We start from the raw sequence: 22,638 nt of genomic DNA, 5'->3' as shown, positions 1-22,638 counted from the left end.
CAAGTGAAGGAAACGCCGCCATGGCCCTCGTGAAGAAAGCCGCCCTGTCGGGATCGCACGCGCAGGTCCGGAAGGGCGAGCCGGCCAGTCTGAGCCAGCTCGGGCGCCTCAACGAGGAGAGCCGGCGCAAGGCCCGGACCTTCGCCAAGCAGCAGAAGGCGGCGGAGCGCATCGCGGCGGCGACAACCCAGCTCGCCAGCGGCGTCGCCGAGGCCTCGTCGGCGGCCGAGGAGCTGCGCAAGGCGATGGAGCAGATCGCCGCCGGCGCCGAGGAGGCGGCCGGGGCCTCCGAGCAGTCGCAGCGCGCCGTCACGACCGTGTCGGAGGCGATCGGCACCGCTCGCACCGAGGCCGAGACCTCGCGCCAGAAATCGGAGGCGCTTCAGGGACTCATCGCCGCCGTGAGCCAGCAGATCCGGCTCAGCGTCGGCTCGATCGCCACGGCGGCCGAGCGTCAGGCGGCCTCGGTCACGCTGATCGTCGAGCTGGAGCGGCAGGCGGCCAATATCGGCGACATCGTCCGCGCCGTCGCCCGTATCGCCGACCAGACCAATCTCCTGGCCCTGAACGCCGCCATCGAGGCGGCCCGGGCCGGCCAGCACGGCAAGGGCTTCGCGGTGGTCGCCGACGAGGTCCGCACCTTGGCGGAGACCTCCGAGCGCAGCGCCCAGGAGATCCAGGCGCTGATCGGCCGGATCCAGGAAGACGTGAAGGTCATCGCCGAGGGCATCAACCGCGCGGCCGAGGGCGCGCGCCAAGAGGTCGCGCGGGGCGAGACGATCACCGCCCAGCTCGAGGCGGTGCGGCAGGCCATGGTCGAGATCATGCGCGGCGCCGAGACCATCGCCCGGGTGGCCGTCGAGTCTGAGAGGGCCGCGGTCGAGGCGCAGAAGGGGTCCGAGCTGATCGCGGCGGCGGCCGAGGAGCAATCCTCCGCCTGCCAGCAATCGCTCAAGACCATCGAGCAGCAGACCACCGCCCTCGGGGAGAGCGAGCAGGCTGCCACCGAGCTCGCGACCCTGGCGGACGAGCTGAAGAACGCCACCGACGTCGGCAAGAGCGCCGAGGAGGTCGCCTCGGCGGCCGAGGAGCTGTCCTCGGCGGTGGAGGAGATCAACCGGGCCGCCGCGCAGATCACCACGGCGCTCGACCAGATCGACCGGGGCGCCCAGCAGCAGACGGCGGCCGCGCAGCAATCGGCGGCCGCGATCGCGCAGATCGAGAAGGGAGCGCTCCTCGCCCAGGACAGCGCCCGCGGCGCCCTGGAGAAGGGCGGCCTGATCACGAGCCAGCTTCAGGAGAACCGGGCCGCGGTGGACGGACTGGTCGCGGGCGTCGGCAATGCCCTCGCGGAGACCGACCGGAGCCGAGAGCAGATCAACGCCCTGGAGCAGGTGAGCCGGAAGATCGACAAGATCGTCGACGCGATCACCACGGTGGCGATCCAGACCAACATGCTGGCGGTGAACGGCTCGATCGAGGCGGCCCGGGCCGGCGAGTTCGGCAAGGGCTTCATGGTGGTGTCCACCGACATCCGCAACCTCGCCCGGGATTCCTCGGAGAACGCGGAGCGGATCAAGGACCTCGTGAAGGCGATCCAGGACCAGATCGTGGTGGTGCGCCGGGACCTGGAGGCGATCTCCGCGGCGGCCGCCGCCGAGGTCGAGAAGAACCGGGCGATCACCCGCGACCTCGAGACCACCGCCGACGACATGGGCGTGGTGCTCGACGGCAACCGGCAGATCCTCCAGGGCGCCGACCTGATCATCCGCAACGTCGAGGAGGCGAAGCGCGGCGTCGACCTGATCGCCACGGCGGCCCGCCAGGGCGGCCAGGCGGTGAACGAGGCGCAGCAGGCCGCCCGCGAGCAGGCGAACGGCGCGGAGGAACTCGCCGCCGCCATCGAGGAGGTCGCGTCGCTGGCCGACGAACTCCAGAACCAGGACTGAGACGCGCCCGGCCGGGACGGCCCCACCCGAATCCTGCTCAGCCCGGAGCCCGCCATGTCCAACGACGCCCCAGCCTCGGCCGCGACCGACCGGTCGGAGACCGCCTCCGCGCTCCAGTTCGTGACCTTCCACGTCGCCCGCGAAACCTACGCGGTGCCCCTCGCGGAGGTGCAGGAGATCATCCGCCTGCCCGACATGGTCGACGTTCCCCTGGCACCCCCCGCCCTGGTGGGACTGGCCAACCTGCGCGGCTCGGTCCTGCCGGTGGCGAGCCTGCGGCGGCTGTTCGAGCTGCCCGACCGGGTCCACGACGACGCCGCCCGGGTGGTCGTGGTCGGCCAGGGGTCCGGCGACGGCGGCGGCGCCGGCGGGACCTCCGGCTTCGTGGTCGACCGGATGGCGAGCGTGATCACCGCCGAGCCCGGGGAGATCGAGGGGACCGACGGCCTCACCGCCACCGCGGCGACCGAGCTGCTCGCGGGCGTGATCAAGCGGCCGGCCGGCATCGTGCTGATCATCGATCTCGGGCGCCTGCTGCAGCGCAGCGGGTCCGGGCGCGCCGGCGCAGAGGGCGGGTCGGGTGGACGGAACGCGGTCGGGCCGATCGAGGCCGGCGGCGCGGCCTCGGCGCGGCCGGAGGGCGAGGCCGAGCTCTCCGACGAGATCCAGCTCGTGTCCTTCGAGCTCGCGGGCCAGGAATACGCCCTGCCGATCGAGCAGGTGCAGGAGATCGTCCAGGTCCCCGACCGCGTCAGCGAACTGCCGAAGGCCGAGCGCCACGTCATCGGTGTGATCAACCTGCGCGACCGGTTGCTGCCCCTGGTCAGCCTGCGGGCGCTGTTCGGGCTGCCGGGCGTGCCCCTGGGAGAGCAGAACCGGATCGTGGTGGTCGCCTCCCGGGAATCCGCCGGCTCCGTCGGCATCGTCACCGACACGGTGAAGGAGGTGCTGCGGGTGCCCCGCGCGGTGGTCGACCCGCTGCCCGACCTGCTCGCGCAGGGCGACGCGCTGCGCGAGGTCGAGGCGATCTGCCGGCTCGGCGGCGGCAAGCGGCTGGTCTCGATCCTGTCGGCCGCCCGCCTGTTCGCCACCACCGGGATCGCCGGCGGCCTCGCCGGCCTCGGAGCCGCAGAGGAGGGACCCGTGCAGGAACGTCAGACCGCGACTGCGCCGACGCGCGCCGACGAGGAGGAGCAGTTCGTCGTCTTCCGCCTGGCGGACGAGGAGTACGGCGTGCCGATCGACGCCGTGCACGAGATCGTCCGCGTCCCCGAGCAGCTCACCCACGTGCCGCGGACGCCCGGCTTCATCGAGGGCATCGTCAACCTGCGGGGGGCGGTGCTGCCGGTGGTCGACCAGCGCCGCCGCTTCCGGCTCCCGGAGGCCGCGCGCAACGACCGCCAGCGCATCATGGTCTTCGCGATCGCGGGGGTGCGGACCGGCTTCATCGTCGACTCGGTCTCGGAGGTCCTGAAGATCCCCCGCTCGGCCATCGTGCCGGCGCCGGACCTCGCGCAGGACGAAGACAGCGCCGTGGAGCGGGTCGCCAACCTCGCCGCCGCCAAGCGGATCATCCTGATGGTGAACGTCGACCGGCTCCTCAGCCGGCACGAGGTCGCGGATCTGCAGGCGGCCTGAGCCGCCGTCTCCGGGCCCGGTCCGAGGCCGCTCCTGCCACGCAACCCGCCATGCCCAAGCTCCTGATCGTCGACGACTCCGCCCTGATGCGCAAACACCTTCGCCTGATCTTCGAGGAGACGGGCCAGTTCGAGGTGCGCACGGCGCGCAACGGCCGCGACGCCCTGGACCAGATCGACAGCTTCGAGCCCGACGTGATCACCCTCGACATCAACATGCCCGAGATGGACGGGCTCACCTGCCTCGGCGAGATCATGGCGGCGCGCCCGCGCCCGGTGGTCATGGTCTCGTCGCTGACCCGCGAGAGCGCCGCCGTGACCCTGGAGGCGATGCAGCTCGGCGCCGTCGATTACGTGGAGAAGCCCGGCGGCACCGTCTCCCTCAACATCGGCGAGGTCCGGGACGAGATGGTCGCCAAGGTCCGCGTCGCGGCCCGGGCCAAGCCCCGCCGCGCCCGCGGCCTCCTCGACCGGGTCCGGCGCGGGCGCGGCGAGATCGCGAAGCGCCGCCCGGCGCCCCGGGCCGCGGCCCGCGTGGAGGGCTGCGTCCTGATCGGCGTGTCGACCGGGGGACCGCGGACGCTGGAGGAGATCCTGCCGGAGCTTCCGGCCGACCTGCCCTGGCCGGTCGTGATCGCCCAGCACATGCCGGGCTCCTTCACGGGGGCCTTCGCCCAGCGTCTGGACCGCCTCTGCGCCCTGGAGGTGGTGGAGGTGACCGCCCCGGTCCCCCTCGCGGCGGGCCGCGTCTACATCGGCCGAGGCGACGCCGACGTGGTGATCGAGCGCCGGCTCGGCCGGCTCGCGGTCGCCACTGTCCCGAGCGACCCGGCCCTGCGCTGGCACCCCAGCGTCGACCGCCTCGTCCGCAGCGCCCGGGATCACCTGCCGCCCGAAGCCCTGATCGGCGTCGAACTCACCGGCATGGGCGACGACGGCGCCGCCGCCCTGGCGGCCCTGCGGGCTGCCGGCGGCCGCACCATCGCGGAGGCCGAGTCGAGCGCCGTCGTGTTCGGCATGCCGGCCGAGCTGATCCGCCTCGGCGGCGCGACCCTGACGCTGCCCGCCCGCTCCATCCCGGCCCAGCTCGTCGGCTGGCTCTCCTGAGATCGACACCGAGACTGCCATGGCCCTGGTCCGCAAGCACCCCGCCCTCCCCGCGCCGGCGGAAGCCCTGGAGGATCCCCGGATCGCCCTAGAGGGCCCGACGGCCGCCGGGCGCCGCGACGCGGCCCATCGCCTGGCCGCCGATCCCGACGCCGCCGGCCTGCTGGCCGACCGCCTCGGCCGCGAGGCGGACCGGAGCGTCGGCGAGGCGATCCTCGGCGCCCTCGGCCGCATCGGCACCCCGGCGGCGGCCGAGCGCCTGTTCGGCCTGCTGGGCTCGGAGGACGTCTGGCTGCGCAACGCCGCGATCGAGACGCTGCAGGAGATGGACGCGGCGGTGCTCGGCGCCCTCGAGCGGGCCCTCGCCGATCCCGACAGCGACCGCCGGATCTTCGCGGTGAACGTGCTGGTCTCCCTGCGCCACCCGGCGGCCGCGACCTACGCCCGCCGGGTCCTGGCCGAGGACGGGCACGTCAACGTCTGCGCCGCCGCCCTCGACGTGCTCGCCGAGATCGGCACGCCCGAGATGGTGCCGGAGATCGAGGCCGCCGCCGCCCGCTTCCCCGACGCGCCGTTCCTGCGCTTCGCGGCCAGGGCCGCCTGCCGCCGCATCACCTGACCGGCGGCCGGCATGACCGCACCGTTCCCGCCGCCGACGCCCGTCGTCACCGATGCCGACTTCGTCCGCTTCCGCGACTTCTTCTACCGCAAGACCGGCATCATGTTCGCCGACAACAAGCGCTACTTCGTCGACAAGCGCCTGCAGGAGCGGATGCTCGCGAGCGCGCTGCCGGTCTTCCGCGACTACTTCAACGCCCTGCGATTTCAGGCCAGCGGCCAGGAGTTCCAGACGCTCGTCAACCTGATGACCGTCAACGAGACCTACTTCTACCGCGAGGAGTACCAGTTCCGCTGCCTCGTCCGGTCGATCCTCCCGGAGGTCACCCGGCGCAAGCGGCCGGGCGAGCCGGTGCGGATCTGGTCGGTGCCCTGCTCGACCGGCGAGGAGCCCTACTCGATCGCCTTCCAGCTCCTCGACACGTGGCCGGAGGTCGACCGGTACGACATCGAGATCGTCGCCTCGGACATCGACACCGCCGTGCTCGACCAAGCCAAGCGCGGCCTCTACGGCGACCGCGCGGTCCAGCACGTCCCCCGGGCGACCCTGGAGCGCTACACCCGGCGGGTGCAGGGCGCCCACGAGGTGATCCCGGACATCCGCGAGTCGATCGCCTTCGCGCGAGTCAACCTCTCGGACCCGCTCTCGACCCGGCAGTTCCGCGGCTTCGACGTCGTGTTCTGCCGCAACCTGCTGATCTACTTCGACGACGCGTCCCGCCGCGGCGCCGCCCAGACGCTCTACGAGGCGCTCGATCCCGGCGGCTTCGTCTGCCTCGGCCATTCCGAGTCGATGAGCCGGATCTCCGCGCTGTTCGACCTCCGGAAGTTCGCGGAGGCGATCGTCTACCAGAAGCCCCTGAGCGCGGAGGCCTGACATGGCCAGGATCCTCGTCATCGACGACGCCACCACGGTGCGCCTGTACTACCGCGACGTGCTGGAAGAGGCCGGCTTCGCGGTCGAGGAGGCCGTGAACGGCTACGAGGGCCTGGAGAAGGCCGTCGCCGAGGGCTTCGACCTGGTCCTCGTCGACGTGAACATGCCCAAGATGGACGGCTACGCCTTCCTGCGGCAGGGCCGGACCATGCCGGAGCTCCAGGCGGTGCCGGCCGTGATGATCTCCACGGAGAGCGCCGGCGCCGACCGCGCGCGGGCCTTCGCGGCGGGCGCCAACCTCTACCTCGTCAAGCCGGTGCGCCCGGACGCCCTCGTCGCGGTCGCCACCGTGATGGCCGGAGCCGCACCGTGACCAACGCCCTGCTCGCCCAGTTCATCCCCGAGGCCCGCGAGCTCCTGGAGCGCGCGGGGAGCGGCATGCTGGCCCTGGAGAAGTCGCCGGGCGCCGAATCCCTCGACGACGTCTTCCGGGCGGTGCACACCCTCAAGGGCACGTCCGGCCTGTTTGAGATCGCGCCGCTGACCCATCTGGTCCACGCGGCCGAGGACCTTCTGGTCGAGGTCCGGGCCGGCACGCTCGTCCTGGAACCCGCCATCGTGGACGGGCTCCTCGACAGCCTCGATCTGGTCGGCCACTGGATCGACGTCTTGGAGAGCCGCGCGGTCCTGCCGGACGACGCCGACGCCGTGATGGCGAGCCGGGTGATGGCCCTGCGGGCGTGGCTCCCCGCGGCGATCGAGGCCGCCGTCGCGCGGGCCGATTACGGGCCGCCGGACTGGCTCGCCGACCTCCCCGAGGCGGACAGGCAGGCCGCCTGGAGGCGCGCCGCGGCCTCGGGCGCCCCCCTGACCGCCTGGCACTACGAGCCCGACGAGACCTGCTTCTTCCGCGGCGACGACCCGGCCCATCTTGTGGCGCAGGCCCCGGGCCTCGTCGCGCTGCGGGTACGGCCGCGCGCCGCAACCCCGTCGCCGGAGACCTGCGACCCGGTGCTGAGCTGGCTCCGCTTCGAGGTTCTGTGCGTCGCCGACGCCGAGGCGGTCGCCGATCATCTGCGCTACGTCGCCGATCAGGCCCGGGTCGGCGCGATCCGGCCGGACGACCTGATCGTCCTGACCGGGACGGAGGATGAGGCCGAGGTGTTCGGCGACTTCGCCGCGCGGGCCGGGACGCTCCTCGCCGAGGACGCCCGGGCGGACCTCGCCGCCGCCGCCGCCGCCCTGCTGGGGATCGTCGGCGCCGGGACCCGGCAGGCCTGCGCCCTGCGCTGGATCGCGGCGCTGGCCGCCACGGCGGAGACCGAGACGCTGCGCCGCCTCGCCGCCGACCTCGGCGGGCCGCGGCCGGCCTCGAGTTCGCCGCCGACCGATCGGCCGCCCGCAGACGCGCCCGCCCCGGACCTCGCCCTGCGCCAGCAGGCAGAGGCGATCCTCGCCGCGCAGGCCGAGATGCTGGCCGTGCCGACGGACCCGGCCGTCGCGGTGGGCCGGTTCGAGTCCGTACGCACGGTGGTGCGGCGCTGTCTGCCGCATCTGGCGCCGGGCCGGGCCGCCGCCCTGGATGCAGCCCTGGGCCGAGCGCGCGCGGGCGCCACCGAGACCCTCGGCGCCGTCCTCCGCGGCGTGGCGAGCGGCGCGGCCGCCGCACCGCCGATGCCGACACCCTTCGGAGAGCCCGCGCCGCGGCCCACCGCGGCCCCGCCGCCGGCGACCGAGCCGCGCGATGCCCCGGAGGGATCCGGCCCCGACGCCAAGGGTCCGGCGCGCATGCTGCGGGTCGAGCAGGGCAAGGTCGACGCCCTGATGAACTTCGCGGCCGAGCTGACGGTCGCCAAGAACGGGCTCGCGTATCTCGCCGGGCGCGTCGAGCAGGTCAGCGGCTCGCGCCAGCTCGGTCGGGAGATCAAGGAGCAGTACGCGGTCATCGACCGGATCGCCCAGAGCTTGCAGGTCGGCGTCATGGCGATCCGCATGATGCCGGTGAGCCAGGTCTTCCAGCGCTTCCCCCGGCTCGTCCGCGACATCACGCGCAAGCTCGGCAAGGAGGTCGAGCTGGTGATCCTGGGCGAGGAGACCGAGGCCGACAAGAACGTGCTGGAGAGCCTCGCCGACCCGCTGATCCACATGGTCCGCAACGCCCTCGATCACGGCATCGAGACCCCCGCGATCCGGATCGCCGCCGGGAAGCCGGCGCGCGGCACCCTGCGGCTCGCGGCGCGGCAGGAGAACGACAACGTCATCATCGAGGTGGCGGATGACGGCCGCGGCATCGACCCGGAGGCGGTCCGCGAGAAGGCGCTGCGCAGCGGCCTGATCGGCCCGGATCAGGCCGCCCAGATGACCGCGGAGGATCTCGTCAACCTCGTCTTCGCGCCCGGCTTCTCGACGCGGGATCAGGTCTCGGACCTCTCGGGTCGGGGCGTCGGTATGGACGTCGTGCGCAGCGCGGTGCGCAGGGCGGGCGGCGACGTCTGGCTCGCGAGCCAGCCGGGCGCGGGCACCTGCGTGACCGTGCAGCTGCCCCTGACCATGGCGGTGACCCGCATCGTCACCGTGGTGGCGCGGGGCCAGCAATACGGGGTCGCCATGGACGCGGTGGCCGAGACCGTGAAGGTTCCGCGGGACCAGATCCACCGGATCAAGCAGCGCGAGACCTTCGTCCTGCGGGACGCGATGATCCCCCTGATCCGGCTCGCCGACAGCCTGGGCCTCCCGGCGGCCTCGGACGCGCCGCCGGAAGAGGAGGCCGTCATGGTCGCCCGTGTCGGACGCGAGCGGGTCGGCATCGTGGTCGACGGCTTCCGCGAGCGCATGGAGGTCATCGTGCGGCCCCTCGACGGTCTCCTCGCCGGCCTCGCGGGCTTCTCCGGGACGGCGCTCCTCGGCGACGGAAGGGTTCTCCTCGTCCTCAACCTGTCGGATCTGCTCTGATGGCCCTCGAACACAGCGGCGCCCGCATCCGGCTCTCGGGCCACTGCCCGGTCGAGGATGCCGAGCCGCTGCTCGATATCCTGCGCGCCACCCCGGAGGCCGTCGTCGACCTCACCGGCGCGGCGTGGCTCCACACGGCGGTCCTACAGGTGCTGATGGTCGCGGCACCCGCCCTCCGCGGCCGGCCGGCCGGAGCCGTGCCGGCGGCCTGCCTGGCCGCGCTGCCCGAGGCCGCCGCGGAAGGCGCCGCGGAGGCCGAGCGCGGATGACCGAGCCGGGGACCGAGCGCATCCTCGCCGTGGCGAACCGCAAGGGCGGTACCGCCAAGACCACGACGGCCGTGAATCTCGCCGCAAGCCTCGCGGAGCGCGGCCGGCGGGTGCTGCTCGTCGACCTCGACAGCCAGGGCCATGCCGGCCTCGGCTTCGGCGTGCGGGCGAGGCCCGGCGAGCCGACGGTGCACGACCTGTTCCGCGGCACCGGGGTGACGGATCTCGGGCGCGCCGTGCGGCGCACCGCCGTGCCGAACGTGGACGTGCTGCCGGCCGATCGCGGCTTCTCGGGCCCCGACGGCGCCGTCGCGCCCCTCGGCCTCGCGGCGGCGCTGAAGCCCCTGGCGACGGATTACGCGGTGATCCTGATCGACACCGCACCGACAGCCGACGCCCTGCTGATCAGCGCCCTGGCGAGCGCGCACCACGTCCTGGTTCCGACGCAGCTCAGCCACCTCGCGGTGGACGGCGTCGGGCAGTTCGCGCGCGCGTTCTTCCGGGTGGCGACGATCCTCAATCCCGGTCTGCGCGGCCTCTCGATCGTGCCGGTGCAGGTGGATCTCCGGATCACGATGCAGCGGGAGGCCCTCGAGCAGCTCGCGAGCCGGTTCGGCCGGGAGCGCCTCCTGCCGGGGATCCGCACGGACATCGCTCTGGCGGAGGCCTTCGGGTGTGGACAGCCGTTTCGGTACGTGAAGCCCCGTGCGCGGGCGGTGCAGGACTTCGAGCTGTTATGCGACCACGTCATGGAAAAATGCATTGCCGGGCAGATTGGAACGATTAAAACTTAGCCGTTCGCACAGACATGGAGTTCAGAGCGAGAAATGAATACGATATTACTGGTGGACGACTCACCGACCATTCTTTCGAGCATGTCAGGAATACTTCGCAGTTCGGGATATGAAACCGAACAGTCTGCCGATGCCGAGACGGCACTCGCGAAGGTCAAGGCAGGCCTGAAGCCGGCCCTCGTGATCACGGACTTCCACATGCCCGGCATGGACGGCGTCCAGTTGATCCAGGAGTTGCGGAAGCTCGCGCCGACCCGCTTCACGCCGATGCTCGTTCTCACGACGGAATCGCAGCAGGAGAAGCGCGACGGCGCGCGTCAGGCGGGGGCGACCGGCTGGCTGGTGAAGCCGGTCCAGGCCGACAAGCTGCTGCAGGTCCTCACACAGGTCGCCCCCGCGATTCAGCGCCGCGCCGCCTGATCCGGGCGACCCCTCTCCGCTGAAGCCCGCTCCGCGGGCCTCGGCCTCGCCCGGCCCCGCGCCACCGCTTCCGACCGAATGACCGTTCCCGCGATGCAGATTGCTGCCCGTCCCTCCGCGAAGACCGAGCTGCGGACGCTCCTGCTCAGTGCCGCGGCCGGCGGCGCGGTCGGGGCCGTCCCGCTGATCCTGGGGATCGCGCAGCCGGCGCAGCTCCTCTTCGCGGCCGCCGCCGCGCTCTGCGGGGGCCTCGTGACCCGCGGGCTGCAACCGTCCTGCCGCGCGGTCGAGCCGGATGCCCCGCCGATGGCGGTCACGCTTCGGGCCGAACCGGCGGCCGCCCCGGCGCACGGAGCGGCCTGCGCCGAGGCCGTGGCCCGGGATCTCGGCGACCTCGACCCCTATTTCGCCGTGACGGGCGAGCAGCTGCGCAGCATCGTCGCGCAGACCGAGGCGGCCGCCGCGGCGATCCTCGCCTCGCTGCAGAGGCTCGACGCCGCCCAGGCGCGCAGCGCCGCCTGCATCGGCGGCGCGCACGACCGCATCGTCGGCTTCGCCGAGCAGAGCGACGCCGCGCTGCAATCCCTGGCGGCGGCCCTCGGCGCCTATCTCGACCGGCGCTTGAACGAGACCCGCGAGGAACGCGGCACCGTCGAAGTGGCCGTCGGGCAGATGCGCGGGCTCGATGCCCTGATCCTCAGCCTCGAGAAGGTCGGAGCGGCGACCCGGATGCTGGCGCTCAACGCCAACATCGAGGCGGCCCGCGCCGGGGCCCACGGAGCCGGCTTCCGGGTCATCGCCCGGGAGCTCCAGGATCTCGCGCAGACCTCCCAGACCGCGATGGCCGAGGCGCGCGTGCAGGTGGCGGACGCGCAGCAGACGATCAGCCGGGTGCTGATCGCCGATCGCGGAGACGACGCGACCCGCACCGAGCAGGAGCGCCTCCGCGCGCTGATGGCCGAACTCGGCGGGATCGCCGAGACGACCACCCGGGTCCTCCTCGGGATGGCGCGGACGGACCTCGCCGAGGTCAAGGCGCAGAATGCGGCGGTGGGCGACGAGGTGCTGTCGGTCTTCGGCCAAGTTCAGTTCCAGGACGTCGTCCGCCAGCAGATCGAGACGGTCGACGCCGCCAACGCGGCGCTGCAGCTCTACCTCGACGGCCTGCGCCGGCGACTGATCGGCACCGGGCCGGGGCGGACGAGCGCGCCGGCAGCGATCCTCGAGACCGCGCGGGCGCGCTACGTCACCCAGATCCAGCGCCGCGTCGACGCCCAGGCCCTCGACCAAGTCGTCGACCAAGCCCTCGACCCGGCAGCGCCCGACATCGAGCTGTTCTGACGGGGCGGGCCGCGATGTCACGGAAGCGTCAGAAAACAGCGCCACATCCGCGGCACAGCTTGCATCGACCGTCGCGGTGCCGGATGCGGGCTGCGGCCCCGCGCTGTCCCGTGACCGATCCGCATCCGAGACCCGTACGTGATCTTCATCCACCAGCCCGCCGTCGGCGCCGGAGCCACGCTGCTTGAGCGCCGCGTCATCGATCTCCAGGACACGATCCCCGAGGACACGGTCTGGCTCGATCTGATCCGCCCGAGCCGCGAGGAGGAACTGAAGGTCGAGTCGTTCGCGGGCATCGAGGTGCCGACCCGCGAGGAGATGAAGGACATCGAGCCCTCGGAGCTGCTCTACGTCGAGGACGGCGCCCGCTACATGACCGGCCGGGTGCTCTCGAAGGTCAGCGACGCCGAGGAGCCGGGGCTGGCCGGCATCACCTTCATCCTGCGCGGCAACCGGCTGGTGACGGTGCGCCACGAGGAGCCGCAGGCCTTCCGCATGTACACGCAGCGCGCCGGGCGCTCGATGGGCAACGGCGGCGCCTCGACACCCTCGGGCGAATCTATCCTGGCCGGGCTGATCGAGGCGGTGATCGACCGCGCCGCCGACGTTCTGCAGCTCCAGGGCGAGCGCATCGACCGCCTGTCGGGCAAGATCTTCGAAGTGCAGGAGGACCCCTCCGCCCGCAACACCGCGCTGCAGGACACGCTGCGGGCGCTGGGCCGGCACGGCGATCTCATTTCCAAGCAGCGCGAGAGCCTCGTCTCCATGGAGCGGATCCTGCTCTCGCTGTCGGCGACTTACCGGACCAACAAGGCCCCGCGCGACCTGCGCGAGGACGTGCGCTCGACCCTGCGGGATCTTCAGTCCCTCGAGGAGCACGCCACCTTCCTGTCGACGAAGATCCAATTCCTGCTCGACGCGACTTTGGGGCTCGTCAACCTCGAGCAGAACAACATCATCAAGCTGTTCTCGGTCATGGCCGTCGTCTTCATGCCCCCGACGCTGATCGCGTCGATCTACGGCATGAATTTTAAGTCCATACCGGAACTAGATTTCGCCTTCGGATATCCGATGGCGCTGATCATGATGGTCGTGGCCGCCGTATTTCCCTACTTTTTCTTTCGGTGGAAGAAGTGGCTCTGACAACAAATGCTGGTATAGAGCCGACAGAATCTTAAGACCTCTGCGGGAGCATGGTGGGGCCTGAAGGCGCGACGCGGCCGCGAAGACGGAACCTCCCATGCGCTTCTCCCTCAAGACGGTCCTCGCCGGTGCCATCGGCCTGCTCGCCCTCGCCGCCGTCGGCCAGGGCATCGCCAGCGTCGTGAGCCTGTCGGAGATCGAGCGGAACGCCGCGGCCATCTCGCAGCAGGCCCTGCCCGCGCAGAACCAGGCCGAGGCCATCGGGACGGCCGTGCGGGACGCGCGCCTGCGGCTCTACCGGCTCGCGGTGGCCTCGCCCGACGCGGCGGCCCTGGACAGGAACCAGACGGCGCTGACCGACGCCCTCGGCGAGTTGTCCGGCCTCCGGCAAGCCTATCAGGACCGCCTGACGAGCCCGCAGGCCCGCGCGATCTACGAGCGCTTCACCAATGCCTGGAACGCCTACCAGAACATCCAGCTGCAGGTGGTCGAGCTGATGATCGCGGGCGACCAGCCGGGCGCCCTCGCGCTCGTGCTCGATCCCGCGACGGGGGCGCAGAACGACGCCGCGGTGGCCAGCCTGACCGAGTCGATCGCGGCGGCGCGGGGCCAGACCGAGGCCAACGTCACCCAGACCGTGCAGGCGGCGACGCGGGCCAAGCTGATCGCGCTGATCGCCACGGTGGTCGGCCTCGCGGTCGCGGCGGCCGCGATGCTGTTCGCCCTGTTCGGGATCGCGCGCCCCATCGAGCGCATGACCGGCGCGATGGGCCGCCTCGCCGAGGGCGACGAGACCGTGCCGGTCCCGCATACGGGGCGCCGCGACGAGATCGGCGCGATGGCGGCGGCCGTGCAGGTCTTCAAGGACAACCTGATCCACACCCGTGCCCTGGAGCGGGAGACCGCCCTGGCGCGGGACGGCGCCGAGGCGCAGCGCCGGCGCGCGGTCCACGCCATGGCCGAGTCCTTCGAGGCCGCGGTCGGCGGCGTGCTGGCCCGGGTGGCGGACGCCGCCCTCGGCCTGCGGGCCGACGCCGAGGCGATGAGCGGCACGGCCACGCACACGGCCGAGCGCTCGGCCACGGTGGCGGGTGCCGCCCAGGAGGCCGCCCAGCATGTCGGCACGGTCGCGGCGGCCGCGGAGGAACTCGGCGCCTCGGTGCAGGAAATCGGCCGCCAGGTGGACGGGTCCGCCGAACTCGCCCGGAGCGCGGTGGTCCAGGCCGGCGACACGGCCGGCCTCGTGCAGGAACTGAGCACCGCCGCGGGCCGGATCGGCGACGTCGTGCGCCTCATCACCGACATCGCCGGCCAGACGAACCTGCTGGCGCTCAACGCCACGATCGAGGCAGCCCGCGCCGGCGATGCGGGGCGCGGCTTCGCGGTGGTCGCCAGCGAGGTGAAGCAGCTCGCCGCCCAGACCGCCCGGGCCACCGAGGAGATCGCCGGTCAGGTCGGCCGCATCCAGGGCGCGACCGGGCAGACCGTGGACGCGATCGACGGGATCACGGCGCGCATCCGCGAGATCGACGGGGTGGCGACCTCGATCGCGGCCGCAGTCGAGCAGCAGGGCGCGGCGACCCGGGAGATCGCCCGGAACGTGGCCGAGGCGGCGTCCGGGACCGGCGCGGTCACCGGGACGATCGACGCGGTGGCGCGGGCGGCCGACGACACGGGTACGGCCGCCACGCGGATGCTGGCCTCGGCGTCGAGCCTCTCGGAGGAGGCCGCCGAGCTGCGCCGGGAGATCGACGCCTTCCTGCACACCGTGCGCGCGGCCTGAGGCTCGGCCTCAGGCTCAGCCGGGGCTCGACAGCTTCATCAGGACGAGCCCGGAGCCGATCAGGCCGGCCGCGAGGATCCGGCTGGCGCTCGCCTGCTCCCCCAGCACGGCGATGCCGACCAGGAAGGCGCCGACCGCGCCGATTCCGGTCCAGATCGTGTAGGCGGTGCCCAGGGGCAGCGTGCGCATGGCCAGCGCTAGGAAGCCGACGCTGCCGGCCATCGACACGGCCATGATGGCGGTCGGCCAGAGGCGCGTGAAGCCCTCCGACTGCTTCATCGCGAAGGCCCAGACGACCTCCAGCACGCCCGCGGTGACGAGATAGATCCAGGCCACGGCGGCCCTCCCGAAAGGGCCGGGCCGTCCCGGACTTGTGCCCCGCGCGGCGGGGGGAGGACGTGGCCTCGCGGCGGGTCAGCTAGCGATGATCGGCCGAGCCCGCAAGCGCGGCGGCCGCGGATCCCTCAGGCCACCGCGGCGAGGTGCTTGACCTCGGCCTTGGCCACCACCTTGCCGACCGGCGGCGCCTTGCAGGTCTCCGCCTCGGGCGCCAGGACCGGCGGCTGCACCCAGCGGCCGGCATCGAGGTCGGCGATCCGGCCGTTGATCTCGCGGATGACGTAGCGCGAGAACGGGTAGACGTGGAGGTAGATCACCATGTTGGTGACCACGGCCTCCAGGGCGGCCGGGTTGCGGCGGGCGGTCTCCAGGAACACGCTCCAGAAGTGCTTGGCGAGTTCCGGACGCCGCACGGTCATCCGCCAGCACACCCGCAGCAGCGAGTAGAGATCGTGGGCGATGTGGCCCCAGTTGAGCTTCTGGGCGGCGAATTTCGGCCGCTTCACCCGCCGGGCGACCACCCGGACCCGGTCGAAGAAGTTCGGCGGGTCGTAGATCTCCTGGAGGACGTCGCGGTAGTCGGCCAGCACGTCGCGCTGCGGCCGCAGGGTCACGAAGTTGATGCCCTGCGTGCACTGGTCGCCCTGGTCGGCGGTGGTCGCCGCGTAGTTCTCGTAGAGGCGGCCCTCCTTGCGCAGGCGGCGCGAGAGCTGCGTGTTCGGCAGCGCGAAGAGCAGGCCGACCATGGCGATCGGGATGCCGGTCTGGCCGATGCACAGCGACATCGCCTTGCTGATGCTGTCCTTCTCGGTGTCGAAGCCGACGATGAAGCCGGCCGTGACGAACATGCCGTGCTCGTAGAGCTTGTGCACGCTGTCGGCGATCGAGCGCTTGGTGTTCTGCTTCTTCTGCGTCTGGATCAGCGTCGCCTCGTCGGGCGTCTCGATCCCCGTGAACAGGGCGAAGAAATTCGCGTCCCGCATCATCCCGAGCAGCTCGTCGTCGTCCGCGAGGTTCAGCGAGGCCTCGGTGGAGAACTTGAACGGGTAGCCGTGCTCCTCCTGCCACTTGATCAGGTGGGGCAGGAACAGTTTGATCGCCTTCTTGTTGCCGATCAGGTTGTCGTCGACGAAGTCGACGTGCCCGCGGTAGCCGAGGCCGTAGAGCCGGTCGAGCTCCGCCAGCATCTGCGGCGTGGTCTTGGTCCGCGGGGCGCGGCCGTAGAGCTCGATGATGTCGCAGAACTCGCAGGTGAACGGGCAGCCGCGCGAGAACTGGACGCCGATGTAGAGGTAGTGGCTGAAGGTCAGCAGGTCGAAGCGCGGGATCGGGCTCTTGGTGACGTCGGCCTTGAACTTCTCGGCCGTGAGCCGGCCGCGGCGCTCGCCGGCCTCCCAGGCGGCCACGAACTTGTCGAGAATGCCCTCGGCCTCGCCCAGCACCAGGAAGTCGGCCTTGTCGTAGACCTCCGGCGTCGAGGTCGGGGCCGGGCCGCCGACGCAGACCGGGGTTCCGAGCGCCACGCAGCGGTCGATGACCACGAGGCAGTCCGGCTCCTGGGGCAGCATGCCGCCGGTCATCACGAGGTCGGCGGCCTGGATCTGCGCGTCCGTCAGTTCCTCGCAGTTGCGGTTGACGAGCGTCACCTGCCAGGCCGGCGGCAGCATCGCGGCCAGCGTGATGAGGCCCAGCGGCGGCGCCGGCGCGCGGGCGCCCTGCAGCTCCATGGCCTCTTTGAAGTTCCACATCGAGTTTTCGTAGAACTTCGGGAACACCATCAGCACGCGCGGGGCCGTGTTCGCTTCCGACATGCCAGTTTCCCTCGTTCACACGCACGGTCCCGGCCCGACCGGAGATCGGGGCGGGTACAGGATCGCTCCCCTGACCTGCGGGCGAATTAAGGCCGTTTTTCGCTCCCGCAGCAATCGGAGCCGCCGATCCCGACAGGACGCGCGTCCGGGCCCCGCGAATCAACCCCGCCGACGGGTCCTGGGGCGGATCCGGCCCGTTTGCCGCGGGGCTGCGCCATTCGGGCGACAGGTCCCGCCAAAACCGTCCCGGCCCGTCACGGCCTGTCACGGCCCGACGCGGAACCGCTCCGGCCGCGTTCCGTCGGCGTCGGTGAAGCCGTAGATCCGCGCGAGGTCGCCGGCATGCAGCACGGCGCCCGCCCGGGCGGCGATGTCGGGGTCGGCGGCGAGCGCCGCGAGCGCCCGGCCGGCGTAGAGCGGGCTCTCGGTGGCGTGTTGCTCCTGACCGAGATCGCGCGCCCGCTCGGTGGCGACGAAGCCCGGCGAGAGGCCGAGGGCGGTGACGCCGTGGGGCGCGAGTTCCCGGGCGAAGGCCAGGGTCAGCCGGTTGGTCGCGGCCTTGGCGGAATCGTAGAACACGTCGCCGAGGTAATCCTCGGTCCCGAAGGAGACGAGCGCCAGCAGCCCGGCTCGCGCCGCCACCATGGCGGGGGCGACCGCCCGGGCGAGCAGCAGGGCCGGCAGCGGCCCGGCCTCGAGGAGGCCGATGTACGGCTCCGCCGAGCGGCGCCAGAACGGCGTGCCCCAGCCGGCCCCGTCCGGGTAGCGCTCGCCGTCGTAGCCCTCGTTGCCGCTCCACACGCTGCAGGCCGCGACGTCGATCCGCCCGAACCGGCGCAGAGCCCAGTGGACCAGCGCGTCGGTGGCGCGCTCGGAGCGGTGGTCGCACAGGTAATGGTGCCCGCGCCCGCCGGCCGCGTCGACCGCGCGGGCCGTATCCTCGATCGCCTCCGCGCGCATCTCGGTGCGCGGGCCGGTCTCGCTGGAGCGGGCCGTGACGATCACCGTGGCCCCCCCCTCTCCCAGCGCCCGGGCGAGCCCCCGGCCGACGCCCCGCGACGCGCCCGCCACGAGGCAGATCTTCTGGGAGAGGTCGGGCGCGCTCACGCCGAGGCGGGCTTGGCGCGGTTGAGGAAGGCGGCGAGCCGCTCCTGGGATTCGGGCGAGCGCAGCTGCGCGTCGAAGGCTCGGGCCTCCGCCTCCAGGGCCGCCTCGACCTGCGCCTGGTCGCCCCGGATCAGCGCCCGGGAAGCCGTCAGCGCCCCGCGCGGCAGGGCGGCGAGGCGCGCCGCCTGCGCGATGGCCTGCTCGACCAGCATGTCGGCGGGCAGCACCGCGTTGACGAGGCCGAGCGCCTGCGCCTCGTCGGCCTCCAGCGGCCGGGACAGGAGCAGCAGCTCGGTCGCCCGGAGCCGGCCGACCCGCAGGGGCAGCAGGTAGCTCGACGCCGCCTCCGGCACGAGGCCGAGCTCGACGAAGGGCATGCGCAGGCGCGCCGCCGGGCTCGCGTAGACGAGGTCGCAGTGCAGGCAGAGGGTCGCGCCGATGCCGACCGCGATCCCGTCGACCGCCGCCACCATCGGGGTGCGGGTCCGGGCGAGCTGGCGGATGAAGGCCAGCGCCGGCGAGGAACTGAATCCATCACCGGCATGCCCCATGAAATCGGCGAGGTCGTTACCGGCGCTGAACATGCCGGGCTGCCCGGCGAAGACCACGGCGCCGACCGCGTCCGACGCGTCGGCCTCCGTCAGGCCCGCGCGCATCGCGTCGTACATGGCGCCCGTGAGGGCGTTCTTCTTCTCGGGGCGGTTCAGGGTGATCAGGCGGACGCCGCCCGCGAGGTCGTCGATCGTGACGGGTTCGGCCATGATCCGCTCCTCAAACCGCCAGCGCCAGGGCGGCGTCGTCCGTGAAGGCGCCGCCCTCGACCACCGCCTGCTCCAGGCCGGAGGCGGCCACCAGGAGGTTCTCGGCGTAGAACCGGGCGAGGGCGATGCGGGCCGCGTGCGCCGGGTCCGTCTCGCCGGCCTTCCGGGCGGCGCTCGCGGCGAGCGCCGCCCGGGCGAGGCAGGCGGCGCCCAGCGTCAGGCCGAACAGGCGCAGGTACGGCGTCGCGCCAGCGAGCGCCGCCTCGGGGCGGTTCGAGCTCAGCGCGGCGAGCTGGTGGCTCGTCGCCCGGTCGAGGCTGCCGATCCCGTCGCGCAGCCGCGCCGCCATGTGGCCGAAGGCGGGGTCGCCGGCCTTGAGCAGCCCCTCCGCGGCCCGGCGCATCCAGGCGATCTGCGACTGCGCGGTGCCCCCGCCGTTCAGCGGCAGCTTGCGGGCGGTGAGGTCGATGGCCTGGATGCCGTTGGTCCCCTCGTAGATGCCGAGGATGCGGGCGTCGCGCATGAGCTGCGCCGCGCCGGTCTCCTCCACGAAGCCCATGCCGCCGTGGACCTGCACGCCGAGCGAGGTCACCTCGTTGGCGAGGTCCGTCGCGAACGCCTTCGCGACCGGGGTCAGCAGCGAGGCGCGGTCCAGGGCCGCCTGCCCCTCCGGCCCCTTCGACGCGTCGAGGGCCGCGGCGGTGAGGTAGCAGATGGCGCGGGCGGCGGCCGTCGAGGCCTTCATGGTGAGCAGCATGCGCTGCACGTCCGGATGGGCGGCGATCGGGCTGGTCGCCTCGGCGGCGCCCACCGCCTTGCCCTGGCGGCGCTCCTGCGCGTAGGCGAGCGCCCGCTGGGTCGCGGCCTCGGCGATTCCGACGCCCTGCAGGCCGACATTGAGCCGCGCCGCGTTCATCATCGTGAACATGCAGGCCAGCCCCTTGTTCTCCTGGCCGATCAGCCAGCCGGTGGCGCCGCCGCCGTCGCCGAACGCCATCGAGCAGGTCGGCGAGGCGTGGATGCCGAGCTTGTGCTCGATGCCGGAGCAGCGCAGGTCGTTGCGGGTGCCGTCCGGCAGCACCTTCGGCACCAGGAACAGGGAGATGCCCCGCGTGCCGGCGGGCGCGTCGGGCAGACGGGCCAGGACGAGGTGGACGATGTTGTCGGCGAGGTCGTGCTCGCCGTAGGTGATGTAGATCTTGTTGCCGGTGATCCGGTAGGTGCCGTCGCCCGCCGGCACGGCCCGGGTGCGCAGCAGGGCGAGGTCGGAGCCCGCCTGCGGCTCGGTCAGGTTCATGGTGGCGGGCCACGCGCCCGAGACCAGCTTCTCGAGGTAGCGCGCCTTCAGGTCGTCCGAGCCGTGGGCCGCGAGCGCCTCGATGCCGCCCTGGGTCAGGAGCGGGCAGAGGCCGAAGGCGAGGTTGGCGCCGTTCCACATCTCGGTGCAGGCGGCCTCGATCAGCTTCGGCAGGCCCTGCCCGCCGTGGTCGGCCTCGGCCGAGAGCCCGTTCCAGCCGCCCTCCGTGAAGGTGCGGTAGGCCTCGCGCCAGCCGGGCGGCGTGGTGACCTCCCCGTCCGCGAAGGGAGTGCCGTGCCGGTCGCCGACCCGGTTGAGCGGCGCGATCACGCCGGCTGCGATCCGCCCGGCCTCGGTCAGGATCGCCTCGGCATCGTCGGGATCGACCGCGTCGAGCCCGGCCACGTGCCGCAGCGTGAAGAGCATCTCGGGGACCGGGGCGCGGTAACTCATACGATCCTCCCGTGTGGCGGCCCGCCCGCGCGTTCGATCCGGGGCGGGTTTGACCGCGCCCGCGCACCGGCGCTAGGGCGGGGCGAGGATAGGCGCGCGGGGCTCGCACCGCCATGACCTCGGAGACGGCTTCCCGCATGAACGATCCCGGGTCAACGGTCCCGGCCGCGACCCGGCGGCTCCCCGCCGACGCGGCCGGCCTCGCCGAGGCCGCCGCGCTCCTGCGGGCGGGCTGCCTCGTCGCCTTCCCCACCGAGACCGTCTACGGGCTCGGGGCGGACGCCACCGACCCCGCCGCGGTGACGGGCATCTTCGCCGCCAAGGCGCGGCCGCGCTTCAACCCGCTGATCTCGCACCTGCCCGACGCGGCGGCGGCCCTGGCGGAGGGGGTCTTCGACGCGCCGGCGCGCCGCCTCGCGGAGGCCTTCTGGCCCGGCCCCCTGACCCTGGTGGTCCCGGCGCACGCGGGCACGCGGGTCTGCGACCTCGCCCGCGCCGGCCTGCCGAGCCTCGCCCTGCGGGTTCCGGCGCACCCGCTCGCGCGCGCGCTCCTCGCCGAGGTCGGGCGGCCGGTCGCGGCGCCCTCGGCCAACCGCTCCGGGCGGGTGAGCCCGACCCGGGCCGCCCACGTCCTCGACGATCTCGCCGGCCGCATCGCCGCGGTGCTCGACGGCGGCGACACGCCGGTGGGCGTCGAGTCGACGGTGGTGGCCTGCCTCGGCGGCACGCCGCGGCTGCTGCGGCCCGGCGGCGTCACCCGGGCGGCGCTCCGGGCGGTGCTCGGCCTCGATCCGGCGGCGCCCGCGGCGGCGGATGCCGACCGGCCGGCGGGCCCGGGCATGCTCGCCTCGCACTACGCGCCGCGGGCGCGGGTCCGCCTCGACGCGGTGCGGGTCGAGCCCGGCGAGGCGGTCCTGCTGTTCGGGCCCCGCCCCCCGGCCGGTCACGAGACCGCGCGCGCCAGTCTCAACCTGAGCCCGGCGGGCGACCCCGCGGAGGCCGCATCCCGGCTGTTCGGCGCCCTGCGGGACCTCGACGCCTCGGGGGCCGAGACCATCGCGGTGGCGCCCATTCCCGCGGAGGGCCTCGGCGAGGCGATCCGCGACCGCCTCGCCCGGGCGGCCGCGCCCCGCTGACGGCGGAGAATTTTTCGCCGGCCGCGGAACAGAGTTCGGCCTGATCCGTTTACTGATCACGAAGGCCTTCTCAGCCCCCAATGGCCTTTTTCCTTTCAGGCTCGGAGCAATCCGAGCCTTTTTTCTTGGCTTCTCAGTCTCGGGCCAGCTTGGCGGCAATGCCCGCCACGTGGCGGCCCTGGAACCGCGCGCCCTCCAGCTCGACGGCGCTCGGCTGGCGGGAGCCGTCGCCGTCCGCGATCGTGCTGGCGCCGTAGGGCGTGTTGCCCTTCACCGCCTCGACGCCCGCCTGCCCCTGGAAGCTGTAGGGCAGGCCGACCACCACCATGCCGTGATGGAACAGCACCGTGTGGAAGCTCGTCAGCGTCGTCTCCTGGCCGCCGTGCTGCGAGGCCGTGGAGGTGAAGACCGAGCCGACCTTGCCGACCAGCGCGCCCTTCATCCAGAGCCCGCCGGTCTGGTCGATGAACTGCTTCATCTGCGAGGCCATGTTGCCGTAGCGGGTCGGCGTGCCGAAGATGATCGCGTCGTAATCGGCGAGTTCGGCGACCGTCGCGACCGGCGCCGCCTGATCGAGCTTGAAATGGTTCTGCCGGGCGACCTCCTCCGGGACCAACTCCGGCACGCGCTTCACGACGACCTCGGCCCCCGTCTCGCGGGCGCCCTCGGCGACGGCGTAGGCCATCTGCTCCACGTGACCGTAGGTCGAGTAGTACAGCACCAGAACCTTCGCCATCGGGTGATCTCTCCTGCGTGTCGGACGTCCGGCCGAATCGTCGGCCAGCGGAAGGCCACTCCATCGCGCATTTGCCGCCTTGCAAGAATGCCCCGACGTGCAAGATTG

At 72.8% G+C, this 22,638-nt stretch carries 20 protein-coding genes; 14 read left to right on the top strand and 6 right to left on the bottom strand.

Annotated features, from left to right (window positions below):
- Positions 1-20 precede the first annotated feature (20 nt).
- From BMY19_RS23880 to BMY19_RS23820, 13 genes are all read left to right on the top strand, one after another.
- Positions 21-1,949: a methyl-accepting chemotaxis protein gene (locus BMY19_RS23880; RefSeq protein WP_100253167.1), complete on the top strand. Its 1,929-nt coding sequence runs from the start codon at positions 21-23 to the stop codon at positions 1,947-1,949.
- Positions 1,950-2,003: 54 nt separating this feature from the next.
- The gene (locus tag BMY19_RS23875; RefSeq protein ID WP_100253166.1) at positions 2,004-3,587 is read left to right on the top strand and encodes a chemotaxis protein CheW; all 1,584 of its coding nucleotides are present in this window, start codon (positions 2,004-2,006) and stop codon (positions 3,585-3,587) included.
- Between the two features lie 50 nt (positions 3,588-3,637).
- Positions 3,638-4,693, top strand: a complete 1,056-nt coding sequence (gene cheB / locus BMY19_RS23870) for a chemotaxis-specific protein-glutamate methyltransferase CheB (protein ID WP_100253165.1) — start codon at positions 3,638-3,640, stop codon at positions 4,691-4,693.
- Positions 4,694-4,712: 19 nt separating this feature from the next.
- Entirely contained in the window at positions 4,713-5,312 is a 600-nt protein-coding gene (locus BMY19_RS23865; protein ID WP_100253164.1) for a HEAT repeat domain-containing protein, read from the top strand.
- Positions 5,313-5,324: 12 nt separating this feature from the next.
- On the top strand, positions 5,325-6,188 hold the full coding sequence (locus tag BMY19_RS23860) for a CheR family methyltransferase (RefSeq protein WP_100253163.1): 864 nt from the start codon (positions 5,325-5,327) through the stop codon (positions 6,186-6,188).
- A gap of 1 nt (position 6,189) precedes the next feature.
- Positions 6,190-6,561 carry a response regulator transcription factor gene (locus BMY19_RS23855; RefSeq protein ID WP_020095615.1) on the top strand — a complete coding sequence of 124 codons (372 nt, stop codon included), beginning with the start codon at positions 6,190-6,192 and terminating at the stop codon, positions 6,559-6,561.
- Complete coding sequence (locus tag BMY19_RS23850; protein ID WP_100253162.1) at positions 6,558-9,140, top strand: chemotaxis protein CheA; 2,583 nt, start codon at positions 6,558-6,560, stop codon at positions 9,138-9,140. Before BMY19_RS23855 ends, BMY19_RS23850 begins: the two co-directional genes overlap by 4 nt.
- Positions 9,140-9,409 carry a hypothetical protein gene (locus tag BMY19_RS23845; protein WP_042672513.1) on the top strand — a complete coding sequence of 90 codons (270 nt, stop codon included), beginning with the start codon at positions 9,140-9,142 and terminating at the stop codon, positions 9,407-9,409. The genes BMY19_RS23850 and BMY19_RS23845 overlap by 1 nt, the downstream gene beginning before the upstream one ends.
- Positions 9,406-10,203, top strand: a complete 798-nt coding sequence (locus BMY19_RS23840) for a ParA family protein (RefSeq protein ID WP_100253161.1) — start codon at positions 9,406-9,408, stop codon at positions 10,201-10,203. The genes BMY19_RS23845 and BMY19_RS23840 overlap by 4 nt, the downstream gene beginning before the upstream one ends.
- A 51-nt stretch (positions 10,204-10,254) precedes the next feature.
- A complete protein-coding gene (locus BMY19_RS23835; RefSeq protein WP_100253160.1) occupies positions 10,255-10,623 on the top strand; it encodes a response regulator in 369 nt (122 codons plus the stop codon).
- A 93-nt stretch (positions 10,624-10,716) separates the two neighbouring features.
- Positions 10,717-11,964, top strand: coding sequence for a methyl-accepting chemotaxis protein (locus BMY19_RS23830; protein ID WP_139215689.1), 1,248 nt, complete (start codon positions 10,717-10,719; stop codon positions 11,962-11,964).
- A 138-nt stretch (positions 11,965-12,102) separates the two neighbouring features.
- Positions 12,103-13,107 (top strand): magnesium transporter CorA family protein, encoded by a 1,005-nt coding sequence (locus BMY19_RS23825; RefSeq protein WP_012320756.1) that lies wholly within the window; start codon positions 12,103-12,105, stop codon positions 13,105-13,107.
- A 97-nt stretch (positions 13,108-13,204) separates the two neighbouring features.
- A complete protein-coding gene (locus tag BMY19_RS23820; RefSeq protein WP_056526293.1) occupies positions 13,205-14,890 on the top strand; it encodes a methyl-accepting chemotaxis protein in 1,686 nt (561 codons plus the stop codon).
- Between the two features lie 15 nt (positions 14,891-14,905).
- Here BMY19_RS23820 and BMY19_RS23815 read toward each other — a convergent pair whose 3' ends face one another.
- From BMY19_RS23815 to BMY19_RS23795, 5 genes are all read right to left on the bottom strand, one after another.
- Positions 14,906-15,226 (bottom strand): DMT family transporter, encoded by a 321-nt coding sequence (locus tag BMY19_RS23815; RefSeq protein WP_091683019.1) that lies wholly within the window; start codon positions 15,224-15,226, stop codon positions 14,906-14,908.
- 128 nt (positions 15,227-15,354) lie between these two features.
- Positions 15,355-17,040, bottom strand: a complete 1,686-nt coding sequence (locus BMY19_RS23810; protein WP_056526299.1) for a B12-binding domain-containing radical SAM protein — start codon at positions 17,038-17,040, stop codon at positions 15,355-15,357.
- 264 nt (positions 17,041-17,304) lie between these two features.
- Positions 17,305-18,111 carry an SDR family NAD(P)-dependent oxidoreductase gene (locus BMY19_RS23805; protein WP_100253182.1) on the bottom strand — a complete coding sequence of 269 codons (807 nt, stop codon included), beginning with the start codon at positions 18,109-18,111 and terminating at the stop codon, positions 17,305-17,307.
- A gap of 32 nt (positions 18,112-18,143) precedes the next feature.
- A complete protein-coding gene (locus BMY19_RS23800) occupies positions 18,144-18,908 on the bottom strand; it encodes an enoyl-CoA hydratase-related protein (protein ID WP_100253158.1) in 765 nt (254 codons plus the stop codon).
- Positions 18,909-18,918: 10 nt separating this feature from the next.
- Positions 18,919-20,658 (bottom strand): acyl-CoA dehydrogenase family protein, encoded by a 1,740-nt coding sequence (locus tag BMY19_RS23795; RefSeq protein WP_100253157.1) that lies wholly within the window; start codon positions 20,656-20,658, stop codon positions 18,919-18,921.
- A gap of 137 nt (positions 20,659-20,795) precedes the next feature.
- Between BMY19_RS23795 and BMY19_RS23790 the strand changes: the two genes are divergently transcribed.
- Positions 20,796-21,794, top strand: a complete 999-nt coding sequence (locus BMY19_RS23790) for an L-threonylcarbamoyladenylate synthase (protein ID WP_100253181.1) — start codon at positions 20,796-20,798, stop codon at positions 21,792-21,794.
- Positions 21,795-21,927: 133 nt separating this feature from the next.
- Here the strand turns inward: BMY19_RS23790 and wrbA are convergent, their stop codons facing one another.
- Positions 21,928-22,530 carry an NAD(P)H:quinone oxidoreductase gene (gene wrbA, locus BMY19_RS23785; RefSeq protein WP_012320764.1) on the bottom strand — a complete coding sequence of 201 codons (603 nt, stop codon included), beginning with the start codon at positions 22,528-22,530 and terminating at the stop codon, positions 21,928-21,930.
- Positions 22,531-22,638: the final 108 nt, after the last annotated feature.

This window comes from Methylobacterium sp. UNC300MFChir4.1, from assembly GCF_900110155.1.
Classification (GTDB): Bacteria; Pseudomonadota; Alphaproteobacteria; order Rhizobiales; family Beijerinckiaceae; genus Methylobacterium.
Note: the sequence above shows the minus strand (reverse complement) of the source record. Positions and strands in the feature narration are given on the sequence as shown.